The organism is Achromobacter sp. MFA1 R4 (assembly GCF_900156745.1).
Taxonomy (GTDB): domain Bacteria; phylum Pseudomonadota; class Gammaproteobacteria; order Burkholderiales; family Burkholderiaceae_B; genus Achromobacter.
In genome coordinates, this window is sequence record NZ_LT707065.1 from 2,299,852 (window position 1) to 2,312,101 (window position 12,250).

9 protein-coding genes are annotated in these 12,250 nt (G+C 69.6%); 3 read left to right on the plus strand and 6 right to left on the minus strand.

Translation table 11 applies throughout. From position 1 onward, the window contains the following. Positions 1–9 precede the first annotated feature (9 nt). A complete protein-coding gene (locus BXA00_RS10485; RefSeq protein WP_076518440.1) occupies positions 10–876 on the minus strand; it encodes a lysophospholipid acyltransferase family protein in 867 nt (288 codons plus the stop codon). A gap of 277 nt (positions 877–1,153) precedes the next feature. On the opposite strand from BXA00_RS10485, the gene metK reads away from it, so the two are divergent. Then, a complete protein-coding gene (gene metK / locus BXA00_RS10490) occupies positions 1,154–2,317 on the plus strand; it encodes a methionine adenosyltransferase (protein ID WP_076518441.1) in 1,164 nt (387 codons plus the stop codon). Between the two features lie 122 nt (positions 2,318–2,439). On the opposite strand, the gene BXA00_RS10495 is transcribed toward metK, so the two are convergent. Next, complete coding sequence (locus BXA00_RS10495; protein WP_076518442.1) at positions 2,440–3,867, minus strand: amidase; 1,428 nt, start codon at positions 3,865–3,867, stop codon at positions 2,440–2,442. Between the two features lie 80 nt (positions 3,868–3,947). Further along, a complete protein-coding gene (locus BXA00_RS10500; protein ID WP_076518443.1) occupies positions 3,948–5,252 on the minus strand; it encodes an MFS transporter in 1,305 nt (434 codons plus the stop codon). 80 nt (positions 5,253–5,332) lie between these two features. On the opposite strand from BXA00_RS10500, the gene BXA00_RS10505 reads away from it, so the two are divergent. Next, positions 5,333–6,355 carry an Lrp/AsnC family transcriptional regulator gene (locus BXA00_RS10505; RefSeq protein ID WP_076518444.1) on the plus strand — a complete coding sequence of 341 codons (1,023 nt, stop codon included), beginning with the start codon at positions 5,333–5,335 and terminating at the stop codon, positions 6,353–6,355. Positions 6,356–6,457: 102 nt separating this feature from the next. Here BXA00_RS10505 and BXA00_RS10510 read toward each other — a convergent pair whose 3' ends face one another. The 3 genes from BXA00_RS10510 to BXA00_RS10520 are packed head-to-tail and all read right to left on the minus strand — an operon-like array spanning position 6,458 to position 11,043. Then, on the minus strand, positions 6,458–8,947 hold the full coding sequence (locus BXA00_RS10510; RefSeq protein ID WP_076518445.1) for a branched-chain amino acid ABC transporter ATP-binding protein/permease: 2,490 nt from the start codon (positions 8,945–8,947) through the stop codon (positions 6,458–6,460). Beyond that, on the minus strand, positions 8,947–9,825 hold the full coding sequence (locus BXA00_RS10515; RefSeq protein ID WP_076518446.1) for a branched-chain amino acid ABC transporter permease: 879 nt from the start codon (positions 9,823–9,825) through the stop codon (positions 8,947–8,949). Before BXA00_RS10515 ends, BXA00_RS10510 begins: the two co-directional genes overlap by 1 nt. A 27-nt stretch (positions 9,826–9,852) precedes the next feature. After that, positions 9,853–11,043 (minus strand): ABC transporter substrate-binding protein, encoded by a 1,191-nt coding sequence (locus BXA00_RS10520; protein WP_076518447.1) that lies wholly within the window; start codon positions 11,041–11,043, stop codon positions 9,853–9,855. Between the two features lie 232 nt (positions 11,044–11,275). Here BXA00_RS10520 and BXA00_RS10525 point away from each other — a divergent pair, with 232 nt between their 5' ends. Then, positions 11,276–12,232 carry a polysaccharide deacetylase family protein gene (locus BXA00_RS10525; protein ID WP_076518448.1) on the plus strand — a complete coding sequence of 319 codons (957 nt, stop codon included), beginning with the start codon at positions 11,276–11,278 and terminating at the stop codon, positions 12,230–12,232. The last annotated feature ends 18 nt before the right edge of the window (positions 12,233–12,250 follow it).

Genomic DNA, 12,250 nt, shown 5'->3' on the forward strand with positions numbered 1-12,250 from the left:
GGCGGGGCGTCAGGCGGCCGGGGGCGCCGGTTCGGCGTCGGGCGCCGGGGGGGCGCCGCGCGGGGTCTTGTAGCGGTTGTAGCTCCAGAGGTACTGCTCGGGGCAGCGGCGGATCAGCGTTTCCATCGCGGCGTTGATGAGGGCGGCCTGGCCCTCCGGATCGGCGGGCAGCGGCTCGGGGACCCGGACGTAGTGGATGCGCCAGCCGCGGCCTTTGGGCAGGCGCTCGCCGGCGGTCAGGATGATGGGCACGTTCGTCTGGGTCGCCAGCTTGCCCGGCAGCGTCATGGTGTAGGCCAGGCGGCCGAAGAACGGCACCCAGACGCCGTCGCCCACGCTGGGCGCCTGGTCGGGCAGCATGCCGACCGATTCGCCGCGGCGCAGGGCGCGCACGAATTCCCGCACGCCCTGCATGGTGGCGGGCACGGCATTGACCGCCGAGCTGTTGCGCGCCGTTTCCAGCAAGGGCGCCAGCACGTCCTTGCGCGGCGGGCGGAACATCACCGTCATGGGCATCTGCCGCGCCAGGTAGCGCGCCGTGATCTCGAAGCAGCCCAGGTGCGGGGTGAGGAACAGGATGCCGCGGTTTTCGGCGCGCGCGGCCGCGACCACGTGGTCATCGTCGGACACCACCTGCGCCAGGCTTTCCTGGTTGCGGAACCAGACGCGGGGATTCTCCAGGATCATGGCGCCGGCTTCGGCCGCCGCGCGGCGCGCGAACGCCGCGCCGGGATAGCCCGCCTGGGCCGCGTTGGCCTGCAGGCGGCGCCGGTACTTGCCCGGCCAGGCATACACGGCGCGCCCGGCAAGCCGGCCGACGGCATGCGCGACGGGGAGCGGCAGGGCGGCAAATAGTCGAAACAGAGGCAGCAGCATGCGTCAAAAGGAGGAAATCGGGCCGGGTCGTGCCGCTGCTCGGGGTATATGCATACACCCTCGCCGCAAGCATAAGAACGGCATTTTCGCTTAAAATCCGACCAGTCGCCGAGTTAACCGACAACTTGCGGGGCGACGGCAAAGGTGCGGCGTTCTGCGCGGCCATTGCCAAATCCGCTAAAGCGTCGCGCCCAGTTGGCATTCGCAGTGCAGACCGGGGTGCAGCGCGCCTCGTGAACCTATGTGCCGGGAATCCCGGACAAGCAAGGACGCATCTGTGGCCAACAACGATTTTCTCTTCACTTCCGAATCCGTCTCCGAAGGGCACCCCGACAAGGTTGCCGATCAGATCTCCGATTCGATCCTCGACGCCATCTTCACGCAAGACCCGAACGCGCGTGTCGCAGCCGAAACGCTGTGCAACACGGGCCTGGTCGTGCTGGCTGGCGAAATCACCACCACCGCCAACGTCGACTACATCCAGGTCGCGCGCGACACGATCCGCCGTATCGGCTACGACAACACCGAATACGGCATCGACTACAAGGGTTGCGCGGTGCTCGTCGCCTACGACAAGCAATCGCCCGACATCGCGCAGGGCGTGGACCGCAGCTCGGAAGACTACCTGAACCAGGGCGCGGGCGACCAGGGCCTGATGTTCGGCTACGCCTGCGACGAAACCCCTGACCTGATGCCGGCCCCGATCTGGTACGCGCACCGCCTGGTGCAGCGCCAGAGCGAGCTGCGCAAGGATGGCCGCCTCGCGTGGCTGCGTCCCGACGCCAAGTCGCAGGTGACGTTCCGCTATATCGACGGCCGTCCCGCCGAAGTCGACACCGTCGTGCTGTCGACCCAGCATTCGCCCGAGGTCTCGCAAGAGACCATCCGCGAAGCGGTCATCGAAGACATCATCAAGCCCAGCTTCCCCGAAGGCCTGATCACGCCCAAGACCAAGTTCCTGGTCAACCCGACCGGCCGCTTCGTCATCGGCGGCCCGCAAGGCGATTGCGGCCTGACCGGCCGCAAGATCATCGTCGACACGTACGGCGGCGCATGCCCGCACGGCGGCGGCGCGTTCTCGGGCAAGGATCCGTCCAAGGTCGACCGCTCGGCAGCCTACGCCGCCCGCTACGTGGCCAAGAACATCGTGGCCGCCGGTCTGGCGCGCCAGTGCCAGGTGCAGGTCAGCTACGCCATCGGCGTGGCCGAGCCCATCAACATCACCGTCTACACCGAAGGCACGGGCGTCATCCCCGACGACCAGATCGCCAAGCTGGTGCGCGAGCACTTCGACCTGCGTCCGAAGGGCATCGTGAACATGCTGGACCTGCTGCGCCCGATCTACACCAAGACCGCCGCGTACGGCCACTTTGGCCGCTCGGAGCCGGAGTTCTCGTGGGAAGCCACGGACAAGGTGCAGGAACTGAAGAAGTCCGCCTGACGCCGGATCATCCCTGCCCGGTTCAACAAAAAGGCGCCCCGACGGGGCGCTTTTTTTTTCGTGTGGACGCAGGCTGTCAGGTGAGGCGTGCGCGCGGGGCGCGCGGTTCAGGGGCGCGCGATTCAAAGACCCCAGGCCGACAGGTCGGGGCGATTCGCAACCGGAGACAGCACGCTTTCCAACGCCGCCGCGCAGTCCAGCAGCGCCGCGTCGCCGCCCGCGGGCGACAGCAACTGCACCGCGCATGGCATGCCATCCGCATCCAGGCCCGCCGGCAGCGCGATCGCCGCCGCGCCCAGGAAATTGGCCGGGCGCAACAGCTTGCCCAGGCCGGCGTGGCGCGTGTCCTGCGGGTCCAGTTCCTGCGCGGCCTGGTCGCAGGCGGGCATGAGCAGGGCGTCCACGCCCCGCATGGCCTGCGCGAAGTTCGCCATGTCGGCATGGCGGCGCCGCAGCGCGGCCTCGTAGCTCGCCTGCGTGATCCGGCCGCCCGCGGCGATGCGCGCGCGCACCACGTCCCACAGCGGTTGCGCGGGGTCGTCGGCCAGGGCGCCGTAGTAGCGGAAAGCCTCGTACGCCAGCACCACCGAATTGTCGTCAGCCATGCGGGCAAAGGACAGGGACGCGGGCGGGTGCCAGGCCGTGGGGGTGTAGCCGGCCTGCGCGAGCCGGCCCTGCGCTTCATGCCAGGCCTGCAGCGCCTCGTCGGTGAGCGGGGCGGGCCAGGCTTGCGGCGCCAGCACGGCGACGGCGCCCGGCTTGCGCGTCTGCGCGTCGCGCAGCGCCGTGAAGCGGTCGGCGGGCAGGCCGAGCGTGGCCGGGTCGTCGACGTCGGGCCCGGCCAGCAGTTGGGTCAAGAGGCGGGCGTCGGCGACGGTGCGCGTGATCGGGCCCAGCACGTCCAGCGTGTCGGACAGCGGCAGGCAGCCCGCGCGGCTGATGAGGCCGGACGACGGCTTGTAGCCGACCACGCCGTTCAGCGCCGCGGGGGCGCGCACGGAGCCGCCGGTGTCGCCGCCCAGCGCCAGCGGTGCGAGGCCCGCCGCGACGGCGACGCCCGAGCCGCTGGACGAGCCGCCCGGCGCGCGCGCCGTGCTGGCGTCCCAGGGATTGCGCGCGGTGCCCTGGGTCGGGTTCTGGCCCGACAGGCCGAACGCGAATTCCGTCATGCGCGTCTTGCCCAGGATGACCATGCCCTGCGCCGTGAGCCGCTGCGTCGCGGCCGCGGTCTGCGCGCTGACAACCTCCGCGCGCGTCTGCGAGCCGCCGGTGGCCAGCGTGCCCGCCCATTGGATGCTGTCCTTCATCGCCACCGGCACGCCATGCAGCGGTCCCAGGCAGATGCCCGCGTCCAGCAGCCGGTCCGCCGCGTCGGCCTGCGCCAGCGCGCGTTCGGCGGTGACCACGCTGTAGGCGGCCAGCGCCCCGCCGCGCTCGATGCGGTCCAGGAAATGCAGGGTGAGCGCGCGCGAGCGGATCTTGCGTTCGCGGATGGCGCGGGCCAACTGGCCGGCGTCTTGGAAGTGCAGGGGGGTGTCTTGGGCGGGCATGGCGTCTTCTCGAAATGAAAAAGCCTTCCGGTCCGTTGCGGGACCGGAAAGCGTTCGGGGCGGGGTGCGTCCTGCGATGGCTATTTCAGGACCTGGCCCCGGGTTTCGGGCATGCGGATGAAGGTGACCAGCGTGATGACGGCGCCCGCCAGCACGTAATAGAAGAACCAGCGCTCCATGCCCTTGCTTTGCAGCCAGGTCAGCAGATAGGGCGTGGTGCCGCCCAGCAGCGCGACGACCAGGTTGTAGGGCGTGCCGATGCCGACGGCGCGCACGCTGGTGGGGAATTGCTCGGACATGATGGCCGGCGCGATCGAGGTGTACATCGCGTACAGCACCAGGCCGAAGAGCTCCACCGCCAGGATCGACCCGAACGACGGGCCCAGCGTGGTCATGAGCGGATAGAAAAACAGCAGGTAGCCGGCCGCGAAGAAGATGAGCTGCGGCTTGCGGCCGATGCGGTCGGACAGCATGCCGAAAAGGGGCTGCACCAGCATGAAGACGATCAGCGCGACGGTATTGGCGGCGAACGCGGTCTTGGGGTCGGCGCCGACCTGGCGGATGGCGTAGGTGGGCACGTAGGCCACGAAGATGTAGAACGCGAAGGTCGTCAGGACCGAAAAGCCCACGATGCGCAGCACTTCGCGCGGATGGTCGCGCAGCAGGGTGCGCAGGGGCTGCTTTTCGACGCCGGCCTTCTTGGCGTGCGAGAAGGCCTCGGTTTCCGGGATGGCGCGGCGGATCCACATGCCGGCCAGGCCGCCCAGCGCGCCCAGCAGGAAGGGAATGCGCCAGCCCCAGGCCGCCATGTCGGCCTTGGTCAGGACGGTGGTCAGGACCCAGCCGACGGCGGAGGCGGCCAGGATGCCGACCGCGGCGCTGAAGAACACGAAGCTGGAATAGAAGCCGCGCTTGTTGGGCGGCGCCATTTCCGCCAGGAAGGTCGTGGCCGAGGCATACTCTCCGCCCAGCGACAGGCCTTGCAGGAGGCGCGCCGCGGTCAGCAGCAGGGGCGCGGCAATGCCGATGGCGGCGTAGGTGGGCGTGATCGCGATGATGAGCGAACCGCCCGCCATCATCAGGATCGTCAGGCCCAGCGCGGCCTTGCGGCCATAGCGGTCGGAGAAGATGCCCAGCACCCATCCGCCCACCGGACGCATGAAAAAGCCCACCGCGAAAATGCCGAAGGACGCCAGCAGCGCGGTAGTCTCGTTGCCCGGGGGAAAGAACTGGCTGGAAAAGAAGATGGCGAACGACGCGTAGATGGTCCAATCGAACCATTCCACCGCATTGCCTACACTACCGGCCAGAATCGTGCGACCGCGCGAGACGGGCGGGGCGCTTGCCCCTTGCGCCTGGCGCAAGGTTGCGGATGTGCTGCTCATGACGTCCTCAAAGTGTTTTTATTTTTGGTCAAATAGACCAAATAAATTTGTGTTTTTATCAATGCGCGAACGTTAGATTAATGGATATGGTCACGTCAAGTAAGGGTAACCCCCTAAACGCCGAGCTCGACGACACGGATCTCGCGTGCCTGGTGGCGCTGCAGGCCCAGCCCCGCGCCTCGTGGCGCGAACTGGGGGCGGCAACGGGCATCGCCGAGCGGACCGTGGCGCGGCGCATCAAGCGCCTGATGGACGCGGATGCGCTGCGCGTCATCGCCGAACCGGACCCGCTGGCCACCGGCCGCGGGGTGGTGCTGCATGCGTGGGTGCGCTGCCGGTCGGGCCGGGTGCCGGACGTGGCCGAACGGCTGGCGCGGCTGGACATCAGCCAGCTCGTCGTGACGCTGGCCGGGTCGGCCGACCTGATGGCCGAGCTGACGCTGGCGGACGCCGCGGATATGCCGGACGTCGTGACGCGGGTGCTGCCGTCGATCGATGGCGTGGAACACGTGGAGGCGCGGCTGGTGCTGCGGCCGTTCCGGCGCGCGGGCCAGTGGCGCATCCAGCCCCAGCCCGGCGGCGGTGCGGACGCGCCGCCGCTGCCGCCGCCGTCGGCGCTGTCGGATGCCGAACAGCGCATGGTCGCCCATCTGATGCGGGACGGGCGCGCCAGCCTGGCCGAGCTGGCCGAGCGGGCCGGCGTGAGCGAGCCCACGGCGCATCGGCTGCTGCAGAACCTGGTGGAGCGCCGGGCGCTGAGCTTTCGGGTGGAAGTCGAGCCGGCGCTGGTCGGCTTTCCGGTGGAGGCGGTGATTTCGGTGCAGGTGCGGCCGCAGGCGGTGGACGCGCTGGCCGCGCATCTGGCGCTCGATCCGCACACGCGCTGCCTGTTCGGCACGAGCGGCGCGTCGCAGCTCTTCTGGCACGTGCTGTGCCGCGACAGCCTGCATCTATGGGAGGTGGTGACGCGGCGCCTGGGCGAGCTGGACGGCGTGCTGAACAGCGAGGTCGGCGTGGTGATGCGCGCGCACAAGCGTTGCGGCATCGTGCGCGCGGGGACGCGGCTGGGACCCGAAGCCGACCCGGGTCCAGCAGGTACGTGATGTCAGGCAAGCAATGCCAGGCAAGCAATGCCAGGCAAGTAATGCCAGTCACATAACGCACAAGTACGCCGCGCCGGCCGCCACGCGGCCGGGGCGCTCAGGCTAGGCCCCCAGGTACGCGCGCGCCAGCGCCCCATCCTGCGCGATGTCGGCCGCCGCGCCATGCGCCGCGACCCGGCCGGATTCCAGCACGTACGCCCGGTCGGCCAGCGACAGCGCCAGCGCCGCCATCTGGTCCACGAGCAGGATGGTCATCGATTCCTGGCGCAGCCGGTCCAGGGCCTCGAACAGTTCGTCGATGATCTTGGGCGCAAGGCCCAGCGACGGCTCGTCCAGGAGCAGGATCACGGGCCTGGACATCAGGCCGCGCGCAATCGCCAGCATCTGCTGTTCGCCGCCCGACAACAGGCCGGCGCGCTGGTGCAGCCGTTCGCGCAGCCGCGGAAACCGCGTGAGCATTTCTTCGACCCGCGCCTCGCGGTCCTGCGGATGCAGGAAGGCGCCCAGCCGGATGTTGTCCAGCACGCTCAACCCGGGAAACACCTGGCGGCCTTCGGGCACCAGCACCAGGCCGCGCGCCACGATCCGGTCGGCGGACAGGCCCTGCAGTTCCTGGCCCTGCAGATGCATGCCGCCCTGCGCGGGCCGGTGCAGCCCGGCCAGCGTGCGCATCAGCGTGGACTTGCCCGCGCCGTTCGCGCCCAGGAGCGCCACCATCTCGCCCTGCCGGACCTGCAGGTCGATGCCATGCAGCACCGGATTGGCGCCGTATCCCGTCGTCAGACTGCCCACGCCCAGCACCTCGGGCGGCAGGGTCTCGCCCGCCGGCCGGCGCCGCGCGGCGGGCGCCCGGCGGGCCGCCTCGTCGCCCAGGTAGGCCTGGCGCACTTCCGGGGACTGCTGGATCTCGGCGACGCTGCCCTGCGCCAGCTCGCGCCCGGCGTCGATCGCCACGATGTGGTCGGACACGCCCATCACCAGCGTCATGTCGTGCTCGACCAGCAGCACGCCCGCGCCCGCTTCGGCAATGCGGCGCAGCAATCCGGCCAGCCGCGTCTTGTCTTCGCGCGAGAGTCCCGCCGCCGGTTCGTCCATCAACAGGATGTCGGCGTCGGTGGCGAGCGCGCGGGCGATCTCCACCAGCCGGCGGTCCACGTGGGGCAGGTCGGCCGCCGCGATGTCCAGCGCCCCTTCGTAGCCGCAGAACGCCAGCAGGGCGCGGGCGCGTTCGCGCGCGTCGGCGGCCAGGTAGCGGCGCGAGGCCAGCAGGCCGCCCAGGCGCCCGCGCAGCAGGCCCAGCGCGACGTTGTCCTCGACGCTCAGCGTGTCAAAGAGCTGCGAGGTCTGGTAGGTGCGCGCGATACCGCTGCGCGCCACGCGATGGGCGGCCAGCGCGGCCAGCGGCGCGTCGCCCAGCGCCACGGCACCGCTGGTCGGCTGGTAATAGCCGCTCAGCATGTTGATGACGGTGGACTTGCCCGCGCCGTTGGGCCCGATCAGCGCGGTCACGGCGCCGGGCGGGACGGTGAAGGACACGCCCTGCACGGCGCGCACGCCGCCGAAGGTCATGGTGAGGGCGTCGGCGCGCAGCGTGCGGCGCGCGCGCGCGGACGTGGGCATGGCCCCGTGGCGAGGCGCCAGCCCGTGCGCCGGCGCGCCGCGCCGCCAGCGCGCCAGCAGGCCGGCGGCGCCTTCGGGCGCGGCCCACAGCACCACCAGCAGGAACACGCCGAAAAAGAGCAGGCGGTATTCCTCCAGGCTGGACAGCATCTCGGGCAGCAGGCCCACGACCACGGCGCCCAGCAGCGGACCGGCAAGCGATCCCGCGCCGCCGATCGTCACGGCCAGCACGAAAAGAATCGACTGCATGAAGTTGAAGTTGTGCGGCGTGATCATGCCGGTCAGCGGTGCGTAGAGCCCGCCCGCCAGGCCGACCAGCGCGGCCGACACCATGAACGCGACCGCCTTGACCGCCAGCGGATTGATGCCGATGGACTCGCTGGCCGTCTCGCTGTCCTTGACCGCGCGCATGGCGGCGCCCCAGGCGCCGCGCGACAGCAACGCATAGGCGGCCAGCGCCACGAATACGGCCACGATGGCCAGCATGGCCACGCCGCGGTCGCCGCCCAGGCTGCCGATCGCGGGCTGCACGATGCCCATCAGGCCATTCTGGCCGCCCGTCAGCGAACCGCCCTCGATCAGGGCGTGTTCCACGATGAAGCCGAAGGCGATCGTGATCATCGCCAGGTACGGCCCTTTCACGCGCAGCGCCGGCACGGCCAGCAGCAGGCCGAAGGCGCTGCAGACCAGCGCGGCGGCCGGCCAGGCCAGCCAGAAGCTCCACCCCGCCTGCCCGGTCAGGATGGCGACCGTGTAGGCGCCGATGGCGTAAAAGCCCGCATGCCCGAACGACATCTGGCCGGTCAGGCCCAGCAGCACGTTCAGGCCGATGCCGGCCAGCGCCAGCAGCGCGACGTTGCCCAGCACGAAAACGTAGTAGCCGTTGACGGTGGCCGCCAGCGCCAGGGCCGCGGCCGCCAGCAGGGCATAGATCGCCGGCGGCAGCCAGCGCGTTGCGGATTGCTTGTTCATCAGACCTTCCTCACATCGGCGCGCCCGAACAGGCCATTGGGCAGCACGGCCAACATGATGATCACCAGCGTGAAACTGATGATCTGCGTGTACCCCGAGCCCAGCGCCACGGTGATCAGCGCTTCGACCACGCCGAACAGCAGGCCCGCGATCATCACGCCCCAGGCGCTGGTGATGCCGCCCAGGATCGCAACCACATAGGCTTTCAGGCCGAACAGCGTGCCCATGTCGGCCTGCACGTTAAAGAGCGGCGCAACCAGCGCGCCAGCCACGCCCGCGAACAGCGTGGACACGGCGAAGGCGGCCATGATGGCGCGGCGCACGGGGATGCCCATCAGCCGCGCGGCGTTCTGGTTCTGCACCACCGCCAGCAGCGCCACGCCCCACCGGGTGCGGCGCGACAGCGTGTGCAGCGCGGCCGCCAGCGTCAGTCCCACCACCGGGATCAGGAGCTGCAGCGGGTAGATGCCCAGGCCCAGCCCGCCGATCTCCAGCGGCGCCTGGGCCAGCGGCGAAGGCAGGCTGCGCGGCTCCTTGCCGAACGTGAACATGACCACGTTGTCCAGCACGATGCCCAGCGCCACCGTGGACATGAGCCAGGCGTTGGAACCGCGGCTGGCGAATGGCCTGACCGCCAGCCGCTCCACGACCAGGCCATAGAGCGCGCAAAGCGCGAGCGCCAGCGCCAGGGCGGCCGCCAGCGGCCAGCCCAGCGTCTGGGCGAACGTATAGGTCAGCACGGCGCCCAGCATCATTGAGCTGCCCTGGGCGAAGTTCACCGTGCCGGACACGGCGTAGGTCAGGTAAAAGCCCAGGGCCATCAGGCCGTACATGCTACCCAGGCCCAGGCCGCTGACGATGGCGGACATCAACAACATGCGCGTCTCCCGCGGGGTCCGGCCGCTTTACTGCACGCCCTTGACGGGCAGGATGCGGTTGTCGATGAAATGCGTCCAGACGTAGTCGTCCTCGCGCAGCGCGTCGTGCGAGGCCGGCGTGAAGGGCTGCTCGTAGGTCTTGATCAGGCCGTCGTACTTGCCGATCTTGTAGAAGCCCTGGCGCACCGCGTCGCCGTCGGTGGAGCCGGCCTGCGCGATGGCCAGCGCGGCAAGCTGCATGCCGTCATAGGCGTTGGCCACGCCCACCGCGGGCGTGATGTCCTGCGGCCCCTTGATGTCGGAATACTTGGTCTTGAGCGCCTGCATGACCTTCTCGCCCACCGGGCCCTGCTTGCCGAAGAAGCTGTAGGTCTGCACGAAGTGCACGTTCTTGGCGTTGGGGCCGGCCAGCTCCGTGAAGCGGCCGCCGGCGGGACCCCAGTGCGACACCACGGGCACCTTCCAGCCCATGCGGTCCAGCGACTTCACGACCTGCGCCGAGGGACCGACGTTGCCGACCAGGAACAGCGTGTCGGCGCCCGCGGCCTTCAGGCGGCTGAGCTGGGGCACGATGTCCAGATCGTTGGGCTGGAACTTCTCGACGCCGGCGGGCGTGACCTTGGCCGCGGCCAGCGCGGCGTTCAAGCCCTTCTCGTTGGATTCGCCCCAGGGGTTGTTCACCAGGATCATGCCGGGCTTGGCGCTTTGGAAAGTCTTCTGCGCGTACTTCACCATCGCGCTGTCGACGATCTCGTCCATGGCGGACACGCGGAACACGAAGTTGGGATTGCCCTTGTTGTGCGTGATGGCGGTGCCCGCCGCCCAGGGGCCCACGAAAGGCACTTTCTCCTGGTTGACGATCGGCACGATGGCCATGGAGACCGGCGTGTCCAGGCCGCCGAACAGCACGGCGACCTTTTCCTTGTAGATGAGCTCGCGCGCGGCGGCCATGCCCTTGGCGGGATTGCCCTCGTCGTCGCGGCGCACCAGCACGATCTGGCGGCCGCCCAGCAGGCCGCCGCGCGCGTTGATCTCGTCGATGGCCACGGTCATGCCGCGCGTGAGCGCCTCGCCGGCGCGCGCCGACTCCCCGGACAGGGCGGTGATCAGGCCGATCTTGATCGGGTCCGCGGCCAGCGCCGGCTGCATGGCCAGGCCCGCGGCGAAGAGGGCGGCGGCGGTCGCGCGGAGCATGAAGGAACGACGGGTCGGGGTCATCGGGCACTCCTGGAAAAAGTGGAATGAATCTTGCATGGGGTTAAGTGCTGCGCCGTTCCCTCATGCAAGATCCATGCCACCTGCTTCGTGCCTGGTGTTCGCCGCCGCCAACGCCGTGCCGCCACGGGGCAGGCGGGGCCGCAGGGACGGGAATTGCGCACATAGAACCGAGTTTTTGTCGCCAAAATATCCTCAGTTTTGTTCACAATCATGCATCAGGATTTGCACCAAAATGAATCCATCCTCGCTACAAGGCACTAATCCGGGGCGCGGCAGCCAGGCCGCGTGGACGCCGGAGCCGCTCGCCTGCCACGGCAGATTTCCCTACTGGGCCATCGCTGGCCGGCCCGACTACGTCTGGCCCAACGGCGCCCGCCTGGCCGTCTACCTGGGATTCAATATCGAGCACTTCGCTTTCGGGGAAGGGCTGGGCGCGGAACTGGGGCCGGCGTCGCCCCATCCGGACGTGCTCAATTACGCGTGGCGCGAATATGGCAACCGCGTGGGCGCCTGGCGCTGCCTGGAACTCTTCGACGCCCTGCGCCTGCCGGCTGGCGTGCTGATCAACACCGCGCTGTATGACCATTGCCCCGACCTGGTGGATGCCTTCCTCGCGCGGGGCGACGAACTGATCGGGCATGGCTACAGCAACGCGCACCGGCAGGGCGGGATGCCCGAAAGCGAGGAAAAGGCGCTGCTGGCGCACTGCCGCGAGCGCATCCTGCGGCACGCCGGCAGCGAGCCGGCCGGCTGGCTGTCGCCATGGATCTCGGAAAGCCACGCCACGCCCGACCTGCTGGCCGAGGCGGGCTACCGCTACACGCTGAACTGGTGCCACGACGACCAGCCGATGCGCATGCGCACGCGCGCCGGCGACCTGTGGGCGATCCCCTATCCGCAGGAACTCAACGATATCCCGATGATCATGGGCCGCAAGATGGACGCGCGCGATTTTGCCGATATGATCCTTGACCAGTTCGAGGAAATGCGCGCGCAGGCGGTCCGCCAGCCGCTGGTCATGGGCATTGCGCTGCACCCCTACATCGTCGGCCAGCCGTATCGGCTGCGGCACCTGCGGCGCGCGCTGGCGCCGCTGGCTGCGGCCCGCGACCGCGGCGAGATCTGGTTCACCACGCCCGGCGAGATCTGCCGGCACGTGGACGGCCTGCCCCCGGGCGTCGTCGCCTAGCGTCGGCGCGGCGCGCGG